The organism is Treponema brennaborense DSM 12168 (assembly GCF_000212415.1).
In the GTDB taxonomy this organism is placed as follows: domain Bacteria; phylum Spirochaetota; class Spirochaetia; order Treponematales; family Treponemataceae; genus Treponema_F; species Treponema_F brennaborense.
The window spans coordinates 1140467-1161788 of the sequence record NC_015500.1; the positions used below are offsets into that span (position 1 = coordinate 1140467).

The following is a 21322-nucleotide window of genomic DNA, read 5'->3' on the forward strand; positions in this document are numbered from 1 at the left end:
GTTTTCATTACACGGAGCGTTCGTCCGTTTATTTATCGATACTAATTAGGCGTTTCCCGCTGAACCGAGAACTTCCTTGTTTTTATGCATGTACAGTTTTTTCAGTTCGTCGCGTGCCGGTCCGAGGTATTTGCGCGGATCGAATTCTTCAGGATGTTCCGAGAATACTTTGCGGATTGCAGCGGTCATTGCAAGACGTCCGTCGGAGTCGATGTTGATTTTACAGACTGCGGATTTTGCCGCTTTGCGCAGCTGTCCTTCGGGAATACCGACGGAGTCTTTGAGTTTTCCGCCGTATTTTTCGATTTCCTTTACGTATTCGATCGGAACGGACGAGGATCCGTGCAGAACGATCGGGAAGCCGGGCAGTTTCTTTTCAATCGCTTCAAGAACGTCGAACGCGAGCGGAGGCGGAACCAGAACGCCGTCCGCGGTGCGCGTGCACTGTTCGGGCTTGAATTTCTGGCGGCCGTGACTCGTGCCGATGGAGATGGCCAGCGAATCAACGCCGGTTCTTTTTACGAAATCTTCAACTTCTTCGGGTTTCGTGTAATGGCTTTCTTCGGCGGCGACGTCGTCTTCAACGCCCGCGAGTACTCCGAGTTCGCCTTCAACGGTAACGTAGTCGGCGCGGCTGTGCGCGTATTCGCATACTTTTTTGGTGAGCGCGACGTTTTCTTCATATGGAAGACTTGATCCGTCGATCATAACCGACGAAAATCCGCTTTCGATACAGTCCACGCACAGTTCGTACGTGTCGCCGTGGTCGAGATGCAGAACGATCGGAATATCGTAGCCGAGTTCGTGTGCGTATTCCACCGCGCCGCGGGCCATATTCTTCAGGAGATTCTTATTTGCGTATTTGCGTGCGCCCGAAGATACCTGCAGGATAACCGGTGATTTCGTTTCGACACAGGCCTGAATGATAGCCTGGAGCTGTTCCATATTGTTGAAATTATAAGCGGGAATGGCATAACCGCCTTTGACGGCCTTTGCAAACAGCTCTTTCGTGTTTACGAGACCTAACTCCTTGTAACTGGTCATAATTGACTCCTCTGAATAAATATATATCGAATATATGCACTTACGGTAAAATAATCAAGAGAAAAACCGGGAAATGAGGGAAAAGAGTTTGACAAAGATATGTTGAAGAAATATAATTATGTCGATAATTACAGTGAAATTATGTTTTCGTGACTTTATAAAGGAGTTTCCGATGAAGCAGGGCGTGTGTGTCTTCGTAAGTCTTGTTCTTATGGTCTTGTTCTGTGTTCCCGTTTTCGGGCAGCCCAGTGTAAAGAGCGTAGAGACAATCAGTATTGACAATTTTGATACTGCAGATGCAATGGAGTGGAGCTGGGCGGTACAGTCCAGCAGGTTCGTTACGGAGGGGTTCCCGAAATTGGCGTATATCGACGGAATGCCGAATTCGTTGACCCACTTGAGTAAAAGCGGAGATCCCGATCCGAAAGTTTTAGGCGTTAAAGTCGAGTTTGACCGTAAAGGTGATAACTGGTTTGAAGTGTATCCTGTCGCACAGGATGAGAACGGCAATACGAAAAATTATGAAATTCCGTTTATAGGAATTACTTCGCAGATCGATTTCTGGGTATGGGGTGCGAATTATCTGTATTTTCTTGAAGTGCTCGTTCGTGACGCGGACGGCCGCGTGCACGTGCTGCCTGCCTGTAATTTGGCGTTTGAAGGCTGGCGCAACGTTATCGTGAAAATTCCGACGTATATCCGCCAGCAGTCCCGGCTGCGTTCCGGACCGGAACACATGTCTTTCGTCGGCTTCCGCGTCCGATCCGATCCGAATGAATTTGTTGACGATTTTGTTATCTACTTTGATAATTTGAAATACACGACGAACGTTTTGGAAACTATTTACGACGGTTACAATTTGCGTAAACTGGATTTCGGTTCCGATACGGGAAATTAAGGTTGAGGAGTTAACTGAATATGAAAAAAATAATCGCTTTAATGATGTGCGTATGCGCGGCAGGATTGGCTGTTGCGCAGCAGGGGACTTCCAGTTTGACTGACCCCGATGCAAGCGTTATCGGCGCCGATTCCGCAAAACAGGCTCTGCGGGAAGTTTCCGTTGACTTGTTTGAACGTGAAGGCTCTTGGAATGCCCGGATTTCATCCGACAACGGCGTAATCAGCGGCCGTCTGTTTGAAGGAAGCCCCGCTGCGAAAGAACCGCTTGCCGGCAGTGAAAATGAAAACATTACGGACGAGAAAGTGCTCGGTGTTAAAGTCGAGTTTTTTCGCCGCGGTATCAACAGTTTTTACATAACGGCGGCACGGCCCGTTCCGATTGAAGGCGTTACCAAGACGGTATCCGTTTGGGTTGCCGGACGTAATCAGGGACATTCGCTGTATCTTTTGGTTCAGGATTATTTCGGAAACAATTTTGAATTGTATATGGGATCGCTGGCCTTTTCCGGTTGGAAAAAAATGACCGTTGCCGTTCCGCCGTCACCGGACGGAGAACACGGTATCGTGCAACAGAGCGCCTATTACGGAGATCGCCCAGGTCTGCGTATCGTCGGCTTCCGCATCGACTGCGACCCGATGCTTGCAAGAGGTGCTTATTATATGTATTTTGACGATTTACGTGCCGTTACCGACTTGTACGACATGGAAAATCGCGACGAAGACGATATGGTCGACAATTGGTAAACCTGCGTTCCTGTTGAATGAAATAGTTTAAGACAGCGCTCCTGTTTTTCGTTTTACCGCAAAAACAGGAGCGTTTTTTATTTAAAAGGGCGCGTCCGTGCGCTGGTATAGGTGTGTTCGGCCGTTTTTGCCGACAGGTCTCAGCAGTCCCATTTTATGCAGAACCCAAACCGTAACGTGTGCGTGTTTTCCCGCGGTTACGGCAAGGTCTTTCGTACGGAACGGTTCCGGCAGGTCGCCGGGCAGCAGCGTCAGATAGTCTTCCGCGGTGCTGAAAATCCGAACGGACTCTATGTTCCGCAGCTTTTTATCAGTTTTATACCAGTTTTTACGAAACCGGCGGCTTTTATTTATAAGCTGTACCGGTTCGTCTGTTTTTATCCGCGTTTCAGTAATTTCACTTTCCAGCACTTCAAGCGTAAAATCAGGATGCAGCAGCAGTTCGTATAAAGAAGTCAGTTCGGCAAAGAGCGCGTATATGTTCTGTTTTTTCGGACTCTTCCGGCACGATACAATCACGCCGTTTTGCATGGTTTCAATGTATTTGACCGTGCACAGCGGATATATCACTCTGACCGGATGATCCGTAATCAGCAGACGGAGTTTCTCCGTCAGTTTTCCCAAATTTCCCGACTGAATTTCTATGATACCGCCGTCTGCGGTAACGACGTCGCATATTTTGCCGTTGACTGCCTGTTCCGTTTGCCCGCCGTACCGGTCCGCATAGAGATTTTTTACCGTTTTATGAAGCGAGGATTCACTGTACGTGTTAATCATAAAACTACTATATATTTGTGTAGTAAAAAAGTAAACGGGTTTGCCGTGTTTTCGGTTAAAAGCCGTGTTTTTTGTTGACAGTAAGAATTTTTTCGATAGAATAGATAGTAAGTGGGAAATTGTGGTAGATAGTGGGAAATTGTGGAATGGAACTGCTTACCGGTGAGTACCGCAATACGCTGGATGAAAAGGGACGGATCCTTTTTCCGGCAAAATTGCGTACCGAATTGACAGGTGAAAAACTCATCATAACGCAGGCCGTTGACAATTGTTTGTGGCTGTTTACCCCTGACGAATGGAAAAATTTTTCGGCAAAGTTGATGGACGCAGCCTCTCCGTTCAGCGGAAAGTCGCGGCTCGTCGTCCGTCACTTGATCGCGCCGGCTCAGACCGTCGAATTCGATAAAGCCGGCCGAATTTCAATCCCGCAGAGTTTACGTGAATACGCCGCGCTTTCAAAAGAGTGCGTTATTTTGGGCATCAATAAATATATGGAATTATGGGATGCCAACGCGTATAAAACGTATTTGGAAGAAAGCGAACCGTCTTTCCGTGAAGCAACGGAAGGGTTAAGCGGAATTTGTTTATAAAAGGAAAGTGTTTTGGATATCGTTCATACGCCGGTTTTATTGCAAGAATGTCTCGACGCATTATCGCCTGTAGGCGAACCGTTTGAACGGGAACCTTTTATGATCGATTCCACGCTCGGTGAAGGCGGACATTCCGAAGCGTTTTTAACGAAGTATTCCGATTTGCGTATAATCGGTTTGGACGCAGACCCGAATATTCAGGCTCGTGCGAAAGAGCGGCTTGCGCCGTTCGGCAGCCGGATGAATTTTCACTTGGGCTGGTTCAACGATTTTTATGCAAATTATCCGGGCGATATGCCGAAACCCGACTTGATTTTGTTCGATTTGGGCATATCGCTGTTTCACTATGAAAAATCGGGAAGAGGATTTTCTTTCCGTCAGGACGAACCGCTGGACATGCGGCTGAATCCCGACGCCGGTCCTTCGGCTGGTGATTTGGTCAATTCGCTGAGCAGCGCGCAGCTTGCCGATATATTCTATATATACGGTGAAGAGCGGTACAGCCGCAGAATTGCGGCTGCGATCGAACGGGAACGCGCGCAGTCTAAAATTGAAACGGCGGCGGCTCTCGCGGATATCGTGTACCGCTCCGTTCCGGCTGCGTATCGGCACGGAGCGATCCATCCGGCAACGAAAACGTTTCAGGCGCTGCGGATCGCGGTCAATAGGGAATTGAACAGGCTGCCGGAAGCACTGCCCGCGGCTTTTAACGTATTAAAATGCGGCGGGAAGATGGGCGTCATTACGTTTCATTCGCTTGAAGATCGGATCGTAAAGAATTATTTCCGTAATTTGAGTAAAGTGTGTATCTGTCCGCCGGAACAACCGATATGTATATGTGGAGGAGTTCCTCATGCCGAATTACTGACGCGCAAACCGCTCGGACCGAGCGGTGCCGAGGTAGCGGTTAATTCGCCGTCGCGAAGTGCGAAACTCCGGGTCATCAGAAAGCTGCGCGATATTTCCGCGCAGAGTGCAGCGTTAATTGCTCCGGAAAACGTGTAAGGAGCAGGAGAACCGTATGAATATAAAGGAACTGCTGAGAAACAGCATAATATGTGTTTTTGCCGCAAGTATTCCGCTGCTGCTGATGATCGACGGTATGCAGGCTCGGCAGTTTGCAGCGGTAAAAGCGGAAATCCTGCGGCTGGAACAGAAGCAGGCCGCGCTGATAGAAAACAATAAGAATTTGATTACGGGTATCAGCGTCTTGTCCGGCGCTGATCGGATTGAAGAAATAGCTTCGACTCAATTGGGGATGCGGCTTGCGGAAAGTAATGAAATTATCCGTGTTGAAATGAGGGATCTCTCGAAATGAGTATAGAATCAGCGGCGGCAACGCGTACATCGGAATCTTCTCTGCTTTCTTTTAGGGAAACGATAGAAGCTGTCGCCGGAAAATATGTGTGTCTGGCGGGTGCTGCGGAACGTTTTCACTTTACGAACGTAACGACCGACAGCAGAACCGTTACGGACGGCTCGCTGTTCGTACCGCTGGTGGGCGAAACGCAGGACGGACACAAGTATATTCTTCAGGCGCTCGAACAGGGTGCGCGAGTCGTTTTTGCCGATCTGGAAAGTTACGAATGTTTGGCCGGTCTGTTTATGGATTTTTTGGAAAATTATCCCGATGCGGTTTTTATCGTCGTAAAGAACACGCTGACCGCGCTCCAGTGTGCCGCCGCCGCGTATGTAAAAAAATTCCCCGATTTGATTAAGATCGGGATAACCGGTTCCAGCGGAAAAACGACGACAAAGGAATTGATTGCCGCCGTTCTTTCGCGGAAATATACGGTCGTCATGAACGAAGGCAATCTGAATTCGGAAACGGGATTGCCGTTGTCCGTCTTCAAGATTCGGGCGGAACACGAAGTCGGCATTTTTGAAATGGGCATGAACCGCAAGGGTGAAATAGCGGAATTGGCGAACGTGCTTTGTCCTCGGTTCGCAGTCGTAACGAACATCGGTTCTGCCCACATCGGAATTCTCGGCAGTAAAGACGCGATAGCGTATGAAAAAAAACAGATTTTTTCCCGTTTTACCGCCGACTGCGTTGCGTTCATTCCGGCAGCCGATCCGTACGCCGATTTTCTTGCGGAAAACTGCGGCGGCACGGTCGTTCGGTACGGGGTGAATACGGATCCTGTTTCCCGGATAAAAAACGCGGGCCTTGCCGGGACGGAATTTTTATATCGGCAAGTCCCGATCCTGCTTCCGCTTCCCGGTGCGGGAAATTTTTCCGATGCACTCGCAGCGGCGTCGCTCGCCTCGTATATGGGGTTCGGTGCGGACGATATAAAAGCGGGACTGGAATCCGTTCGGCCGCTGTTCGGACGCAGCCAGATCATCGGCGGACCGGTGTCAGTCGTTCAGGATTGTTACAACGCGAATCCGGACTCGATGGAACAGGCGCTTGATTTTTTTGCATCGTTGGATATCGAACCCGGCAGAAAAATTGCCGTACTGGGCGATATGCTGGAATTGGGTGCGGAGTCGGAGTCCGCGCACGTCGCCGCGGTACGATCCGCCGCGGCTTCCGGTGCGGTTTTACTGGTGTGCATCGGGAGGGCCGTAAGTGCGGCCGCGGAACGGCTCGTACGGGAAGACCGTGTCGGTTCCGTACGTGTTGAATGTTTTGCAGATAGTTCCGACGCGGTGATTTCCGACGCGGCCGCGCTGCTGTGCGGTTTTTTACGGCGCGGCGACGTGGTGCTGCTCAAGGGCTCCCGCGGTATGCGGCTGGAACGGCTGACTCCTTATCTGACGGAGTGTGCCGTATGAACCGATTCGCACTTTTTGCCGAGCGCCCGGTTGAGTCGAGCCGGAGATGCGACGCATCTTTGATTGCCGGTATTATTTTATTCTGGGGCTTGGGTATATTGACGCTGTATATGTGTTCGGCGAATTACGGCTCCCGGGTGTTCGATGATTCGTTGTATTTTGTAAAGCGGCAGTTGCTGCTGTCCGTTCCCAGCGGGATCGCCTGCATATGCTGCGCGACGTTCAGTCTCGACGTGATCAGAAAACTGCTGCCGGGATTCGTTATCGGGACGCTGATTTTGTGTCTGCTGCCTTTTGTCCCCGGAATCGGTTCTCCCCGTAACGGCGCAAGCCGCTGGATACGGGTTCCGTTTGCCGGAGAAACGTTTCAGCCGTCGGAATTGGCAAAAATTGCCGTCATATTGTTTTTGGCGAACTGGTTTGATAAACGTTCCGAACAGTCCGAATCGGAACCGCTTAAAATGCGTTCGGCAATTGCCGGATTGAGCGTTTTCGTGTTGATCGTATTGTTTCAGGACGATTTTTCGACGGCGCTGTTCATTTTGCTGATCGGTCTGCTGCTGTTTTATATGGCAGGCGCAAAACTCGGTTATCTGGTTCCGTTCGGCCTTCTGGCCGTGTTCGCTTTGCTGCTGTTCGTGTTCAGTTCTCCGTTCCGCGTAAATCGTCTCATCGCGTTTATCAATCCGGAATTCGATACGCACGGATACAATTATCAAACGTCCGCCGCCAGAACTGCGATCAGCGACGGCGGCTTTTGGGGACAGGGTATGGGGTCCGGTTTGGATAAAATTAACCGGATTCCGGAAATCCAGACCGATTATATTTTTGCCGGATGGGCCGAAGCGATGGGCTTTTTCGGCGTTATAGGATATTTCGCGCTGCTGCTGTTTTTTTCATGGCGGGCGTATACGGCCGCGGTGCGCTGCCGTAATACGTTCGGTGCGCTGATCGGTTTCGGTGCTGCCAGCTGCATTCTGGTGCAGTCGCTGATGAACTGCGGCGTGGTGTGCGGTGCGCTTCCGGCAACGGGTATAACGCTGCCGTTTTTTTCGTACGGCGGCTCTTCGCTGCTTGCGACTTTCTGTTTGAGCGGTTTGTCGATCAATATTTCCCGTTATCGGGAGGAACCTGTCGAATCGGTGTTGTAATGGTCGGTGTTTTAATTATGGGTGGAAAGGAAAAGAGGGGATCAAATGAGTGACACTTTCGTTTATACGGATATGAACGGATTCGTAACGGAACATCATTCCGGACACAAAACGGCGGATTCCAAAGTGATGATGCTCAAAGTACTTGTGGGGGTGCTTTGCGCGGTACTGGCCGTTGAAGTCGTTTTATATACGGTTATTATTCCGTCTCTGGTACCGGTGAAAATTTCGTTTTCGGGTTTGCAGCAGTATACGAGCGAAGAACTGGTTCGGATACTGAACGTTTCTTCCGACGATACGTGGATCCGCTTCGATACGGCCGCGGCGGCTTCCGCGCTGGCGACGTGTGCGGCAATCGAGTCCGTGTCCGTTGAAAAACGCTTTCCCGATACGGTGTTCGTTTCCGTTACGGAACGGATCCCGGTTGCGACGACGCTGATAGAAGCCGACGGCCGGACGCTCCCTGTTCAAATCGATAAAAATGGTGTATTATTTTCGGCGAAGGCCGGAACCTCCGTTGCTCAGCTGCCGCTCGTAACGGGGCTGCCCGTTGAACAGTATGCGGACGGAATGCGTCTGCACAGTAAATACCGCGCGCTGATGCAGCAATTGGCTGCGCTTGAAACGCTGCCGCAGAAATATCTGACGGCCGTTTCGGAAATCCATATCGAGCCGAAAGAGTACGGTAATTACGAATTGGTTTTGTATCCGACCTATTCGAAAACGCGGGTTCTGACCGATAGAACTTTGAATGAAGATGCGTTACAATACATGATTGTAGTGCTGGATGTCGTTAATTCTATCGAACCCGATATTGCCGAGATCGATTTACGGTACGGTTCCGTTTCGTTCCGGACGGCGGCATCCGCGTTTTAAGACACGCTGATACTTTTTTGCATCACTGCAGTATGATCGGCGCGGTTTATATTAATTATGAGCGCTGATCGGGCGGTGTGCCGGACAGCGTTTTCTTAGGGGGGATCCTTGAGTGATATTATCGTCGGACTCGATATTGGTACCAGTTTCGTAAGAGCCGTTATCGGTGAATTTACGGAAAACGATACCATCCAGATTATCGGGGTCGGTAAAAGCGTTTCAACCGGACTGCGCAACGGCGCCGTCGTCAACATAGAAGCGACGATGCGTGCGTTGAAGGAAGCGATTGAAGCCGCCGAGATGGTTTCCGGATATGAAGTCATGTCCTGCGTTACCGGTATCGGCGGTCTGCAGATAGAGAGTCTCAACTCCAAAGGATTGGTTGCGGTAACCGGCAAGGGCAAAAGCAGCCGTGAGATCACGCAGGCCGACGTTACGCGCGTGATAGAAGCTGCCAAAGCGGTCGTTATCCCGATGGATCGCCAGATACTGCACGTCGTGCCGCAGTCGTATATTGTCGACGGGCAGCGCGGCATTAAAAATCCCAAAGACATGATCGGCATCCGTTTGGAGGCCGAAGTACATATCATCACCGCTTCGGTGACCGCCGTTCAGAACATTCAGCGGTGCGTCGACCGTGCCGGATATAAAATCGACGGAGTCATGCTTAAAACGCTTGCCGCCACTCAGGCGGTTATGACGGAAGAAGAACTTGAACTCGGTTCCATTTTGATCGATTTGGGCGGCGGAACGACGGACGCGCTGGTCCTCGTGGGCGGCGCGCCGGTGTGCACCGTATCCGTGCCGGTCGGCAGCAGCTTCGTAACCAACGATATCGCCGTCGTAAAGGGCATTTCGTTTGAAACGGCCGAACGGATCAAACTGAAATCCGGTTGCTGCTGGGAGCCGCTCATCGATTCGTATGAAGAAGTCATCATTCCCGGCGTGGGCGGCCGCGCTCCCGAAGCGATCTCGCGCGTGGAGATTTGTCAGATAATTCAGGCCCGGATGGAAGAACTTTTCGAGATGGTGCGCTCCGAAATTGTGAAAAAATCCAACCTGACGCAGCTTTCCGGCAACGTCGTACTCGTCGGCGGCGGCGCTTTGCTGCCGGGCGTCGTGGAACTTGCCCAAAGCGTGTTCAAAACGACTTCCGTGAGAATCGGAATTCCGGGCAACTTGGGCGGTATTATGGAAGAGTACCGGACGCCCGAATACGCAACCGTTGCGGGCCTGATTTTAAGTAATTTGAACCTCCGGCGCCGTATTGATATAAAACATAACAATAAATATAATGAGAGGGAAAATACGAAAAAATCCGGCGGTAATCTGGGGAAAAAACTGTCCGATTTATTTAAAGAATTTTTTTGATCCGGGGAAAACTGAAAGCTGCAGTTTGCAGACGGGTTCCGCGGATTCACGGGAACGGCGGTTGGCGGCAGCGTCGCGTCGCATGCACGTGAAGGGTTGGGAGGAACGGTTAAATGATGGATATTTCGGTTGTCAGTGAGCAGACGGTGAATCCGACGGTAATTAAAGTTATCGGCTGCGGCGGCGGCGGGTCGAACGCCGTTAACAGAATGATAGAGGCCGGCGTCGAAAACGTCGATTTCGTAGTCGTAAATACGGATTTGCAGGCGCTCAACTACTCAAATGCGCCTAAAAAGATAGGGATCGGTTCAAAACTGACCGGCGGTCTCGGTGCGGGCGGAAAGCCTGAAGTCGGTGAAGAAGCCGCCAAAGAAGATGAAGATACGATTTCAAACATATTGAAAGGCGCCGATATGGTGTTCGTTACCGCCGGAATGGGCGGCGGTACGGGAACCGGAGCGGCTCCGGTGATCGCACGGATAGCCAAGCAGCAGGGGGCGCTGACTGTCGGCGTCGTTACCAAACCGTTCGATTTTGAAGGCAAAGTCAAAATGAAGCTTGCCGAAGAAGGCATCCGCAGACTGCACGCGGAAGTCGATACGTTAATCGTGATTCCGAACCAGTATCTGCTGAAAGTAATCGATCGCCGCACGCCGATCAAACAGGCGTTTTTGCAGGCTGACGACGTACTGCGCCAAGGCGTGCAGGGAATTTCTGAAGTTATCACGAAACCCGGTTTGGTTAACGTCGATTTCAACGACGTGCGCACTACGATGGAAGGCAAAGGCGACGCCATTATGGGCATCGGCAGCGGTACCGGCGACAATCGCGCCGTGGACGCGGCGACTACCGCAATCAATAATCCTCTGCTGGAGGATTCCCACATCGACGGCGCAAAAAATATCCTGATAAACATTACGTGCGGTGAAGACGTTTCCATGACGGAAATAGCCGAAGTCGTCAATATCATCAACGCTTCGGCCGATTCGGAAGTGCATATCATTTACGGCGTGGTGGTGGATACTTCCATGCAGGATGATATGACGGTAACGGTTATTGCGACGGGATTCAACACCGCGGTTCACGAAAATCTTGCCCAGCAGGCGGCGCAAATTGAACAACATGCGGCAATAAAAAACGATAATAATACGGTAGATATAGACGATTTTATCCGTGTCGTGAGCGGAAAATCGGTGCCGAAACGTTCCGCACCGGCGGCGGAGGCGGATCTGTTTTCATCCGCGGGAATTGCCGGCGGCGCGGTAAAAACTCCGGCGGGAGGATCCGTTCCTCTGCCGACCGGACACGCCGCTGAAAGCGGAAAAGAGCAGGGTAAGCCGTCCGGGCCGCATCTGTCCGGCGGAGCTTCGGTGCCGTCGTCCGGCGACATAAAAATTCCGGCGTATTTACGTAAAATCCAATTGGGAGAGTAGCGCTTCTGAGAATTCCCGCTGCGGAGTCCGGAACTCCGTCCTCATACATACTGTCGCTTTTTTATGCGGAATTGGTTTCCGTTGAGCGGAAAGCGGTGATGACTGCCGAAACGTACTCGGGGGCGGTGTCGTTGTTCCTCGATTGGCTGCAAAAAAAACACCCCGCCGAATCCGTAGAGCAGGCGCTTGAACGCGTTACGGTGCAGGATCTGCTGTATTATCTGGTTCAGCGCAAAACGGTGGGTGCCGACGAATTGACTATCGCCAAGGATATTTCGGCGTTGCGGTCGTTTGGAAATTTTCTGGTTGCGCGGCACGTTTGGTCCGAAAACTGTGCCTGTTTGCTTGAACGTCCTAAAGCGCGGCGCGCACTGCCGCGCGTGCTGTCTCCCGAACAGGTCGAAACGTTTTTGAACGCAATCGATGTATCCGAGCCGCTGGGAGTCCGCGACCGGGCGTTGTTTGAACTCATTTATTCATGCGGATTGCGCATCAGCGAAGCGTCGGGACTGCTGCTTCAGAATCTGCATTTGAAGGAACGGATCGTTTTGGTGCGCGGAAAGGGCGATAAGGAGCGGATCGTGCCGTTCGGAGACGCGGCTCTGCGGTGGTTGTCGTCGTGGCTGTCGGAATATCGGCCGCAGCTAGTCGGCAGCCGGCAGATTCCGTACGTTTTCGTGAATTATAAAGGTATGCCGCTGTCGCGCAAAGGTATTTGGAAACGTTTTCAGGAAATCGAGGTCCGTTCCGGGGTGTCTGCAAAAGTACACACGTTGCGGCATTCTTTTGCAACCCATCTGCTTGCCGGCGGCGCAGATTTACGTTCCGTGCAGGAACTTTTAGGGCATTCGGATCTTGTAACGACTCAAATTTACACGCATATTGATGACGACGAGTTACGCTTATATCACGACGAATTTTTTCCGGGGCATAAATCGTAACGCTGCGAATCGACTGCAGTTTCTGCCGTCCGTAAACGCTGCGAATCTTTTAATGAAGAAAAGGAGATTGTAAATGAAAAAATCACTGATTTACGTTTGCGCCGCCTGTATCGTTTGCGCCGCTGTGTATACCGGCTGCGGGTCGGACGCAAAAACGGTCAAGCGTATGCAGGCGCTTGAAGAAGGTGTTTCAAATCCCACTACGCCGGAAGAACTTTCGGCCGCCATCTCCAAATATGAAAAGCGAGTGGCCGACGTTATCGTTGCGGATCAGCAGATCGGCATTTGGTATAAAATCCTGGGAACCAGATATCTTGATAATCAAATGTATGCGAAAGCGTTGGACGCTTTCCGCAAAGCGACGGAATATTATCCTGCAAACCAGAATCTGTATTACTACGTGGGCGTATGCGCGGGTTTTATGGCGAATCAGGCGCTCGATTTTAATGCGACCGGCTCGACCGCGCAGAAATATAATTATCTGAAACTGGCGGAAGCCGCGTACCTGCGCGCGCTGGAACTGGAACCCCGGTATGCGCGCGCTTTGTACGGTTTGGGCGTGCTGTACGTGTTCGAGCTCGACGAACCTGCCAAAGCCATTGCGTATCTTGAGACGCTGCTGTCGATCGAAACCCGGCATACCGACGGTATGTTCGTACTTGCGCGCGCGTATTACGCAACGTATCAGTTTGATCAGGCTGCGGCGATGTACGATAAAATTATAGCAACAACGACCTCTCCGGAGAAAAAAGCAGAAGCTGAAGCGAATAAGAAAATCGTTTTGGACGCTGCATATGCACAATGACCTGCCGCTGCTGCTCGCAATAGCGGGAATGGGATTTTTATCCCTGAATGAAAAGATTATTCTGCGGAAAAAACTTGACAATATCGCGGACCTTGCGGTACTTTCTATAGAAGAGATTTCCGAATTGATTTGTCGGCACGTCCGTTCCGGATCGTGGAACGGCGCGCTCGTCGAGCGTCGGGCGGCGCAAACTGAAACGCTGCTCCGTTCGTTCGATATCGGCTGCGTTCTGTATGCGGAACGCGCGTATCCGGTTCTTTTGCGGGAAATATTCGATCCGCCGTTTATGCTCTTTTACCGCGGAAATCTTTCCGCTGCCGAAAAGCCGTGCGTTTCGGTGGTGGGTACGCGCAATCCGTCCAAAGAGGGAATGGACGCGGCTTCCGTTTTTGCAAAAGAAGCGGCGCGCGGCGGTGCGACGCTCGTTTCGGGCCTGGCGAGGGGAATAGACGCCTGTGCTCATCGGGGTGCCGTTGCGGCGAACGGCGCGTCGGTCGGCGTGCTTCCGTGCGGTGCCGATACGGTCTATCCGGCTGCAAACCGACGGCTGGCCGCGGCGATGATCGAGACGGGTGGCTGTCTGCTGAGCGAATACGCCCCCGGCGTGCCGCCCGATAAATTCCGCTTTCCGCACCGGAACCGGATTATCGCGGCGTTGTCGCCCGTTACGCTCGTTGTGGAAGCGCCGCCGAAGTCCGGTGCCTGGATTACCGCGGAATTCGCTTTGGAACACGGGCGCGACGTATACGTTCACCGCGCGGCGTTCGGAGAAGAGGCTCGGCTGCGTTCCCGGATAAAAACGGCGGAATTGGCGGCTTTGAAAAAAACTCCGGACTGTGCGAGCGCCGAACGGTTCCTTCGGGACGGTGCGCCGATAGTCGGTTCTTACGCGGAATATCTGTCGTACCGGAGCGCTGCGCCGGGAGCGGCGTATTGCAGGTCCGACGCGCAATTGTGTTTTGAGAATGAGAAACGGTGAATATAAAACAGAGGTTGTTATGGCTGAATCAAAAACTGCAGCGGCAAAAACTTCAAAGAAGAAAGCCGCAAAATCGACGCTCGTTATCGTGGAATCGCCTGCGAAAGCGAAAACGATTGAAAAATATTTGGGTCCCGGATATACCGTAAAAGCTTCAATGGGGCATTTGATCGATTTGCCCAAATCGCGCCTTGCGATCGACGTGGAACACGGATTCAACCCGGAGTATATTACCGTGCGCGGCCGGGCGAAGCTGCTCAAAGAACTGCAAAAAGATGCAAAAAAAGCGGATGAAGTCCTGCTGGCAAGTGATAACGACCGTGAAGGGGAAGCCATCGCGTGGCATTTGAAGCATTCGTTCGACGGCAAAACGAACGCCGACATAAAGCGAATCGTGTTCAATGAAATCACGCCGCAGGCGATTACGGAAGCCGTCAAACATCCGTCCGATATCGACGAATCGAAAGTGAACGCCCAGAAAGCCCGCCGTGTGCTCGACCGGCTCGTCGGATACAACCTGTCGCCGCTGCTGTGGAAAAAAGTGAAAAACGGTCTTTCCGCCGGCCGCGTCCAATCCGTCGCGCTCCGTCTGATCTGCGAGCGTGAAGTCGAAGTCGAGAATTTCATTCCTGATGAATATTGGAGCCTCGACGCGGATTTCGTAAAAGGCAAATCGAAATTTACCGCCCAGCTGGTGCAATATAAAGACAAGAAACCCGAACTCCCGAACGAAGCGGCCGTTCAGACAATAATCGACGAAATCGGGGCGCAAAGCTGTGAAGTCGTCGACATTAAGGCGACTGAAAAAACGGTTCGGCCGAAACCGCCGTTTACCACTTCAAAGCTGCAGCAGACTGCGGCGAACCGCCTCGGCTTTACGTCGCGCAAAACGATGCAGATTGCCCAACAGCTGTATGAAGGCGTCAACATCGGCTCAAACCGCGTCGGTCTGATCACGTACATGCGTACCGATTCGGTCCGTATCGCGCAGACGGCCATCGACGAAGTGCGCGCCTGGATTACCGAAAAATTTCCGGCGGAATTGCCCGAAAAACCGATCGAATACGCGGTCGGAAAAAAAGCGCAGGATGCGCACGAAGGTATCAGACCGACGTACGTAACGTATACGCCCGACTCGATCAAGGAACACTTGACGCGCGATCAGCAGCGTTTGTACGCGATTATCTGGGAACGGTTCGTTTCGAGTCAGATGAACAACGCGAAAAGCCGGACGACGAGCGTCGATATCAAAGCTGGCGACGCACTTTTCAGAATATCGGCGAGCAAAGTCGTTGAGAAAGGATTCTATAAAGTCATCAAAACGCTTTCTTCAAAAGAAGATTCGACCGGTACGCTGCCTGCTCTTAAAGTGGGCGAAAAACTCGAAACGCTCAAATTCTATCCCGAACAGCATTTTACGCAGGGGCCCGCCCGTTTTACGGACGCGTCTATCGTTAAAACGCTTGAAGAAAAGGGAATCGGGCGGCCTTCGACGTACGCGCCGATCATTTCCGTTCTGCTCGACCGGTATTACGTTACGCGCAGCAACAAGCAGCTGGTTCCCACGCCGCTGGGGCGTATGATAAACGATATTCTGGTCGAATCGTTCCCGGAAGTGGTGAACGAGAATTTTACCGCGCAAATAGAAAACGAACTGGACGAAGTTGAAGAAGATAAAGTCAAATGGTCGAACATGCTCGGCGAGTTTTTCTTTCCGTTCCGTGATAAAGTAAACGAAGTTATGGCTACGCACGAAAGTTTCAAAGGCATGATGGACGAGCCGACGGATAAAATCTGCGAAAAATGCGGTAAACCGATGGTGAAAAAACTCGGCAGGTTCGGTTTCTTTCTTGCGTGTTCCGGTTTTCCCGAATGCCACAACACCCGTTCCATTCCGCTCGCGCATTGCCCGCGTCCCGGCTGCAACGGTGAGATCGTCGCGCGTAAAACCAAAGGGCGCGGCAAGGAATTTTACGGCTGCACGAACTATCCCGAATGCGATTTTATCAGTCATTTTAAACCGATAAACGCGTATTGCCCCAAATGCGGTCAATTTTTAGTTGAAAAATACGATAAGAAAAACGGTACGTATAAATCGTGCATCAATCCCGACTGCGATTATCTGCATTCAAATGACGACGCCGCGGAGCCAGCCGTTCCTCCCGGAGACGAAGAATAGCGTATGGCCGACGCTCCCGCGACGCTGCAGGAAGCTTGTGAAGAGTTTCTGTTGTATGAAAGCAGCGTCCGCAATTTGGCTTTGAACACGATTGCCGGTTACCGCAACGATCTGGCTCGATTGTGCCGGCTGCTCGGCGGCGCTTCTCTGCCGCTGACATCCGTAACCGTAACGGATCTGCGTTTCTGCATCGGTGAGTTGTCCCGAAAGAAATCCGCTGCTTCAAGCGTCAACCGGTTCATTGCGGCGGTGCGTTCTTTATTTGCCTATTGCCGCCGTTTTGAGTATATTAAAAGCAATCCGGCGACGGAGCTGCATACCGTAAAGCAACCCCGGCATTTACCCCGTTTTATGACCGAGTCTGAAGTCGACGCGCTTTGTTCCCAGCCGGAGCGGAAAACGCTTTTGTGGCAGACGCGGGATACGGCGATTTTTGAAATGCTGTATTCGTCGGGCTGCCGTGTGTCGGAACTGGCCTCGTTGCGGCTGTCCGATTTTTCGGCCGATTTCCGTTCCGCCGTCGTAACCGGAAAGGGCGGTAAGGACCGGCGGGTGTTTTTTTCGGAGCAAGCCGGAAAAGCGCTTGCCGGGTATCTTCGTGAACGGGCGGCTCGGATTCCGAAAAATCGGACGGTGAGCGCGGTCTTTATCAATATGCAGGGAACGCCGCTGACGACCCGCGGAATCAGGTATATCGTTTCCCGGTATTCGGGACTTGAAGGAACCGATAAGCCGGTATCGCCGCACGCGTTCCGGCACACGTTCGCGACGTCGATGCTTTCGCACGGGGCGGACGTGCGCGTCGTACAGGAATTGCTCGGACATTCGAGTATTTCCACGACGCAGCGGTATACGCATATTACGACGGAACAATTGATCGAAATATACAACAGGGCGCATCCGCACGGCGGATCGGACGAAAACGGATGACAACGCGTGCCGTTCCGACTGTAAGGCGTTTGCGGCCGGTTCGGGTTTACATATTGAAGTGAGTGAAGTTTTGGGAGGAATGAATGGAATATCCGAAGATTCGCAGTACGACGGTTATTGCGGTCAGAAAAAACGGACGAGTAGCCATGGCCGGCGACGGACAGGTGACTATGGGCGAAACCGTTATGAAAGGCAACGCCCGCAAAGTGCGTCGTTTGTACGACGGCAAGGTTCTCACCGGATTTGCCGGTGCGACGGCTGATGCGTTCAATTTGTTCGATAAATTTGAAATCAAAATCAAGGAATTTGCCGGAGATTTGACTCGGGCGGCAGTTGAACTCGCCAAACAGTGGCGTACGGACAAAGCGCTGCGCCAGCTTGAAGCGCTGCTGCTCGTCGCCGATAAAGATAAAATTCTGCTTATTTCCGGTACCGGCGACGTTATCGAACCGGAAAACGACGTGCTGGCGATCGGTTCCGGCGGCAATTACGCGTACGCTGCCGCACTTGCGTATCTTGATTCGTCCGATCTGGGCGCAAAAGAAATTGCGGAAAAAAGCCTGAAAATTGCAGGCAATATCTGTATCTATACGAATAATCACATTACCGTGGAGGAACTCTAATCGTGGAGCAGCTTGAAAATGCCGGAGTTCCGGTACGGGATTTAACGCCGAAGCAGATTGTGGCGCAGCTCGATACGTATATTATCGGCCAGCAGAACGCGAAAAAATCGGTCGCCATCGCGCTGCGGAACCGAAGCCGCCGTCTGAAATTGCCCGAAGATATCCGCGAGGAAATCGCACCCAAAAATATCCTCATGATAGGTCCCACGGGTGTCGGTAAAACGGAAATCGCCCGCCGGCTTGCAAAATTATGCAACGCACCGTTTTTGAAAGTGGAAGCGACGAAATATACCGAAGTCGGCTACGTCGGGCGGGACGTCGAGTCGATGGTGCGCGATTTGATGGCGGTCGGCTATAATATGGTAAAAGCCGAAGCGCAGGAATCGCTCAAATCACAGGCCGAAAGCCGAGTTGAAGAAGAATTGCTCGATTTACTGCTGCCGGGAAGCCGCAAAGAAGAAAAAAAATCGGTGCAGGCTTTGCCGCTCTCCATTTTCGGTACGTCGGTCTCCGAAAGCGGCGACGTATCGGCGGCGTCCGCGTCCGACGGCTCGTCTTCGGCTGCGGCTTCCGACACGCTGAACTCGTCTACCCGTGAAAAATTTCGCGCGATGCTCCGCGAGGGTAAATTGGAAGATCGGCAGGTTGAAGTTTCCGTCAAAAAGCAGAACAACGTGCCGTCTATGGAAATCTTTGCCGGCGGCAATATGGAAGATCTTGAAGCCGGTATGCGCCAAATCACGTCCATGTTCAGCGGCGGTAAAACCCGCAAAAAAACGGTAACGGTGCGCGAAGCGCGCCGGATTCTCATCGAAGAGCAGCTCGACCGGCTGATCGACCCGGATAAAATTGCCGACGAAGCGAAAAATCGCGTAGAACAAATGGGAATCATTTTTATCGACGAAATCGATAAGATCGCCGTCCGCGGCGAACACGGCGGGCAGGACGTTTCGCGGGAAGGCGTTCAGCGCGACATCCTGCCGATCGTCGAAGGTTCGACCGTCAATACGAAGTACGGTGTCGTCGATACGACGCATGTTCTGTTTATTGCGGCCGGTGCGTTCAATTTGTCGTCTCCGTCCGATTTGATTCCCGAATTGCAGGGGCGTTTTCCGCTCCGTGTGGAGCTCGATTCGCTTCACGCCGAAGATTTCAAGCGTATCCTTACGGAACCGAAAAACGCGCTTACCCGGCAGTATGCGGAACTGTTGGCAACGGAAAACGTAACCGTTCGCTTCGACGAATCGGCTATAGACCGTATGAGTTTTCTCGCCGCGGACGTCAATTCGCGTGCGGAAAATATCGGCGCGCGCCGTCTGCATACTATTATGGAGACGCTGCTTGAAGACCTTTCGTTTGAAGCGGACGAACACGCGGGAGAAGTTATCACGATTACCAGCGATTACGTAGACGAGCGCCTCAAGAATATCGTTGAAAATCAGGATTTGTCTAAATACATTCTGTAGTTCCGCCGGATTACGGCGTATGTGAAACGGGGCTGTCCGAGAAGCTATTTAATGTCATTCTTGGACAGCTTTTTTTATTTTCGTGTGAGAACGGCATATTTTTGCGTTCTGCGCCGAGACCTGTCGATTTTACCGTATTTTTACCTGAAGCCGCTAAACTTGTCCGCCCGAATGCCGAAAATGAAATATACGCAGCGGGCGGACTGCCCGAAAAGTGCGGTTCGATCTGGAGGTTTCAGGATATGAATACGTTTACGCGATCTGTCGATATGCTGCACCGTGCAATGGATGCGAGTACGCTTCGGTATCAAGTATCCGCGAATAATCTGGCAAACTCCGAAGTTCCGAATTTTAAACGAACGTCGGTCAATTTTGAAAGCCAGCTGAAGCGTGCGCTTGAATCGGAACGGAACGCGAAAGATTCGTTTCAGATGATAACGACGGACGATCGCCATATCGCTTCGGAAGGGGCTATCGATTACCGCACCGTCGAACCGCGCCGCGTTACCGATTATTTGACGACGGCGAAAGCGAACGGCAACAACGTGGACGCCGAACAGGAAGCGATGGAAATTCTGAAAACACAGCTTAATTATCAGCTTTTGACTCAAATGCAGGCGTTTGAGTTTTCCCAGCTGAAAGTTGCGATGAAAAAATAACGCGGTTCGGCGCGCGAGTACGGCTGTGCGAGGTGCGCTGATACGGCTGCACGCGGCGGCGTTACGCAGAATCGGATCGGCTAGTGATTCCGTTTGATTTTTTGAGGAGGCTGAAATGGGACTTTTTACCAGTATCAATATTGCGGCGACCGGCATGAGCGTGGAGCGGCTGCGTACGGACGTTATTTCCGATAATATTGCGAACGCTTCCACAACCCGTACCCCGGAAGGCGGTAAATTCCAGCGGAAAAGCGTTGTGCTGACTCCGATTGCGGAAAATCCGACGTTCCGCAATCCGTTCGTTCCCGCCGATATCGACAACGGACCGGGCGCGGGCGTTCGTATCAGCAAAATCGTCAAGGATACGGCGCAGGGACGTATGGTCTACGATCCGTCGCATCCTGATGCGATCCAATCGGGACCGAACGCCGGATACGTCGAATATCCGAACGTCAATATCGTAAACGAAATGGTTGACTTGATTTCGGCTTCGCGCGCGTATGAAGCGAACTCTTCCGTGATTCAAGGTTCAAAAGATATGTTCAGCAGCGCGCTGGAAATTGCCCGGTAAATAGTGTATACTGACGGCGTGAAGACGTTTACGCGCGCGGCTGCCGGACGGCCGCGCCGGGAGGAAATGAATATATGATTGGATCGTTGGAATTACTGCGGACACACGCGGCTCATATCGGTTCTGCCGCCGTCGTTTCGGGACGGCACACCGCCGCAGAATCGGCGTCTTCCGGTACGAAGACTGCAAAGGGGACTTTTGAAAATTATTTGACGGAAGCCGTCGATTACGTGAATACGAAGCAGATCGCTTCTTCAAGCAACGTTGAAAAACTGATAACCGATCCCGATTCGGTCGACATACACGATGTTACGATTGCCATGGCCGAAGCCAGTATGTCTTTAAACCTCGCGCAGACGGTTATCGACCGGCTCATCAGCGGCTGGAACGAAATAACCACGACACGGTAACATCCCTCTCATCGGCTGCGCCGTTTTTTCCGTTAATCTTCTCCGTTTTCCGGCGGAAAACTTGTCAGTATGAAAAATATATGCTACAATAA

General features: G+C 51.8%; 22 protein-coding genes. 20 read left to right on the top strand and 2 right to left on the bottom strand.

Features of this window, described 5'->3' with window-relative positions:
* Positions 1 to 45: 45 nt before the first annotated feature.
* Positions 46 to 1044: a class II fructose-bisphosphate aldolase gene (locus tag TREBR_RS04815; RefSeq protein ID WP_013758097.1), complete on the bottom strand. Its 999-nt coding sequence runs from the start codon at positions 1042 to 1044 to the stop codon at positions 46 to 48.
* A 211-nt stretch (positions 1045 to 1255) separates the two neighbouring features.
* Here TREBR_RS04815 and TREBR_RS04820 point away from each other — a divergent pair, with 211 nt between their 5' ends.
* Positions 1256 to 1942, top strand: a complete 687-nt coding sequence (locus TREBR_RS04820; RefSeq protein ID WP_281054879.1) for a flagellar filament outer layer protein FlaA — start codon at positions 1256 to 1258, stop codon at positions 1940 to 1942.
* A 20-nt stretch (positions 1943 to 1962) separates the two neighbouring features.
* Entirely contained in the window at positions 1963 to 2688 is a 726-nt protein-coding gene (locus TREBR_RS04825; protein ID WP_013758099.1) for a flagellar filament outer layer protein FlaA, read from the top strand.
* 81 nt (positions 2689 to 2769) lie between these two features.
* Here TREBR_RS04825 and TREBR_RS13540 read toward each other — a convergent pair whose 3' ends face one another.
* On the bottom strand, positions 2770 to 3465 hold the full coding sequence (locus tag TREBR_RS13540) for a DUF8091 domain-containing protein (RefSeq protein ID WP_013758100.1): 696 nt from the start codon (positions 3463 to 3465) through the stop codon (positions 2770 to 2772).
* A gap of 146 nt (positions 3466 to 3611) precedes the next feature.
* On the opposite strand from TREBR_RS13540, the gene mraZ reads away from it, so the two are divergent.
* From mraZ to fliE, 18 genes are all read left to right on the top strand, one after another.
* Entirely contained in the window at positions 3612 to 4055 is a 444-nt protein-coding gene (mraZ, locus tag TREBR_RS04835; RefSeq protein ID WP_013758101.1) for a division/cell wall cluster transcriptional repressor MraZ, read from the top strand.
* A gap of 12 nt (positions 4056 to 4067) precedes the next feature.
* Positions 4068 to 5060, top strand: coding sequence for a 16S rRNA (cytosine(1402)-N(4))-methyltransferase RsmH (gene rsmH / locus TREBR_RS04840; RefSeq protein WP_013758102.1), 993 nt, complete (start codon positions 4068 to 4070; stop codon positions 5058 to 5060).
* A 16-nt stretch (positions 5061 to 5076) separates the two neighbouring features.
* Complete coding sequence (locus TREBR_RS04845; RefSeq protein ID WP_013758103.1) at positions 5077 to 5373, top strand: FtsB/FtsL family cell division protein; 297 nt, start codon at positions 5077 to 5079, stop codon at positions 5371 to 5373.
* Positions 5370 to 6836: a UDP-N-acetylmuramoyl-tripeptide--D-alanyl-D-alanine ligase gene (locus TREBR_RS04850; RefSeq protein WP_013758104.1), complete on the top strand. Its 1467-nt coding sequence runs from the start codon at positions 5370 to 5372 to the stop codon at positions 6834 to 6836. Before TREBR_RS04845 ends, TREBR_RS04850 begins: the two co-directional genes overlap by 4 nt.
* On the top strand, positions 6833 to 7987 hold the full coding sequence (locus tag TREBR_RS04855) for a peptidoglycan glycosyltransferase FtsW (protein WP_013758105.1): 1155 nt from the start codon (positions 6833 to 6835) through the stop codon (positions 7985 to 7987). Before TREBR_RS04850 ends, TREBR_RS04855 begins: the two co-directional genes overlap by 4 nt.
* A 45-nt stretch (positions 7988 to 8032) precedes the next feature.
* The gene (locus TREBR_RS04860; RefSeq protein ID WP_013758106.1) at positions 8033 to 8863 is read left to right on the top strand and encodes a cell division protein FtsQ/DivIB; all 831 of its coding nucleotides are present in this window, start codon (positions 8033 to 8035) and stop codon (positions 8861 to 8863) included.
* A 108-nt stretch (positions 8864 to 8971) separates the two neighbouring features.
* Positions 8972 to 10234 (top strand): cell division protein FtsA, encoded by a 1263-nt coding sequence (gene ftsA / locus TREBR_RS04865; RefSeq protein ID WP_013758107.1) that lies wholly within the window; start codon positions 8972 to 8974, stop codon positions 10232 to 10234.
* Positions 10235 to 10347: 113 nt separating this feature from the next.
* Complete coding sequence (ftsZ, locus tag TREBR_RS04870) at positions 10348 to 11667, top strand: cell division protein FtsZ (RefSeq protein ID WP_013758108.1); 1320 nt, start codon at positions 10348 to 10350, stop codon at positions 11665 to 11667.
* Positions 11668 to 11672: 5 nt separating this feature from the next.
* Complete coding sequence (locus TREBR_RS04875; protein WP_013758109.1) at positions 11673 to 12608, top strand: tyrosine-type recombinase/integrase; 936 nt, start codon at positions 11673 to 11675, stop codon at positions 12606 to 12608.
* Between the two features lie 73 nt (positions 12609 to 12681).
* Positions 12682 to 13413: a tetratricopeptide repeat protein gene (locus TREBR_RS04880; protein WP_013758110.1), complete on the top strand. Its 732-nt coding sequence runs from the start codon at positions 12682 to 12684 to the stop codon at positions 13411 to 13413.
* On the top strand, positions 13403 to 14392 hold the full coding sequence (gene dprA, locus TREBR_RS04885; protein ID WP_013758111.1) for a DNA-processing protein DprA: 990 nt from the start codon (positions 13403 to 13405) through the stop codon (positions 14390 to 14392). Before TREBR_RS04880 ends, dprA begins: the two co-directional genes overlap by 11 nt.
* Positions 14393 to 14411: 19 nt before the next feature.
* Positions 14412 to 16571 (top strand): type I DNA topoisomerase, encoded by a 2160-nt coding sequence (gene topA, locus TREBR_RS04890; protein ID WP_013758112.1) that lies wholly within the window; start codon positions 14412 to 14414, stop codon positions 16569 to 16571.
* A 3-nt stretch (positions 16572 to 16574) separates the two neighbouring features.
* Entirely contained in the window at positions 16575 to 17501 is a 927-nt protein-coding gene (locus tag TREBR_RS04895; protein ID WP_013758113.1) for a tyrosine-type recombinase/integrase, read from the top strand.
* 83 nt (positions 17502 to 17584) lie between these two features.
* A complete protein-coding gene (hslV, locus tag TREBR_RS04900; RefSeq protein WP_013758114.1) occupies positions 17585 to 18124 on the top strand; it encodes an ATP-dependent protease subunit HslV in 540 nt (179 codons plus the stop codon).
* A 2-nt stretch (positions 18125 to 18126) separates the two neighbouring features.
* Complete coding sequence (hslU, locus tag TREBR_RS04905; RefSeq protein ID WP_013758115.1) at positions 18127 to 19590, top strand: ATP-dependent protease ATPase subunit HslU; 1464 nt, start codon at positions 18127 to 18129, stop codon at positions 19588 to 19590.
* A gap of 242 nt (positions 19591 to 19832) precedes the next feature.
* On the top strand, positions 19833 to 20249 hold the full coding sequence (gene flgB, locus TREBR_RS04910) for a flagellar basal body rod protein FlgB (RefSeq protein WP_013758116.1): 417 nt from the start codon (positions 19833 to 19835) through the stop codon (positions 20247 to 20249).
* Between the two features lie 115 nt (positions 20250 to 20364).
* Positions 20365 to 20820, top strand: a complete 456-nt coding sequence (gene flgC / locus TREBR_RS04915) for a flagellar basal body rod protein FlgC (protein ID WP_013758117.1) — start codon at positions 20365 to 20367, stop codon at positions 20818 to 20820.
* A gap of 74 nt (positions 20821 to 20894) precedes the next feature.
* Positions 20895 to 21230, top strand: a complete 336-nt coding sequence (gene fliE, locus TREBR_RS04920; RefSeq protein ID WP_013758118.1) for a flagellar hook-basal body complex protein FliE — start codon at positions 20895 to 20897, stop codon at positions 21228 to 21230.
* The last annotated feature ends 92 nt before the right edge of the window (positions 21231 to 21322 follow it).

Coding starts and splice junctions, on each gene's coding strand:
- TREBR_RS04815 (WP_013758097.1), bottom strand. CDS start 1,044: ATGACCAGTTACAAGGAGTTAGGTCTCGTAAACACGAAAGAGCTGTTT.
- TREBR_RS04820 (WP_281054879.1), top strand. CDS start 1,256: ATGGTCTTGTTCTGTGTTCCCGTTTTCGGGCAGCCCAGTGTAAAGAGC.
- TREBR_RS04825 (WP_013758099.1), top strand. CDS start 1,963: ATGAAAAAAATAATCGCTTTAATGATGTGCGTATGCGCGGCAGGATTG.
- TREBR_RS13540 (WP_013758100.1), bottom strand. CDS start 3,465: ATGATTAACACGTACAGTGAATCCTCGCTTCATAAAACGGTAAAAAAT.
- mraZ (WP_013758101.1), top strand. CDS start 3,612: ATGGAACTGCTTACCGGTGAGTACCGCAATACGCTGGATGAAAAGGGA.
- TREBR_RS04845 (WP_013758103.1), top strand. CDS start 5,077: ATGAATATAAAGGAACTGCTGAGAAACAGCATAATATGTGTTTTTGCC.
- TREBR_RS04850 (WP_013758104.1), top strand. CDS start 5,370: ATGAGTATAGAATCAGCGGCGGCAACGCGTACATCGGAATCTTCTCTG.
- TREBR_RS04855 (WP_013758105.1), top strand. CDS start 6,833: ATGAACCGATTCGCACTTTTTGCCGAGCGCCCGGTTGAGTCGAGCCGG.
- TREBR_RS04860 (WP_013758106.1), top strand. CDS start 8,033: ATGAGTGACACTTTCGTTTATACGGATATGAACGGATTCGTAACGGAA.
- ftsZ (WP_013758108.1), top strand. CDS start 10,348: ATGATGGATATTTCGGTTGTCAGTGAGCAGACGGTGAATCCGACGGTA.
- TREBR_RS04880 (WP_013758110.1), top strand. CDS start 12,682: ATGAAAAAATCACTGATTTACGTTTGCGCCGCCTGTATCGTTTGCGCC.
- dprA (WP_013758111.1), top strand. CDS start 13,403: ATGCACAATGACCTGCCGCTGCTGCTCGCAATAGCGGGAATGGGATTT.
- topA (WP_013758112.1), top strand. CDS start 14,412: ATGGCTGAATCAAAAACTGCAGCGGCAAAAACTTCAAAGAAGAAAGCC.
- TREBR_RS04895 (WP_013758113.1), top strand. CDS start 16,575: ATGGCCGACGCTCCCGCGACGCTGCAGGAAGCTTGTGAAGAGTTTCTG.
- hslV (WP_013758114.1), top strand. CDS start 17,585: ATGGAATATCCGAAGATTCGCAGTACGACGGTTATTGCGGTCAGAAAA.
- flgB (WP_013758116.1), top strand. CDS start 19,833: ATGAATACGTTTACGCGATCTGTCGATATGCTGCACCGTGCAATGGAT.
- flgC (WP_013758117.1), top strand. CDS start 20,365: ATGGGACTTTTTACCAGTATCAATATTGCGGCGACCGGCATGAGCGTG.
- fliE (WP_013758118.1), top strand. CDS start 20,895: ATGATTGGATCGTTGGAATTACTGCGGACACACGCGGCTCATATCGGT.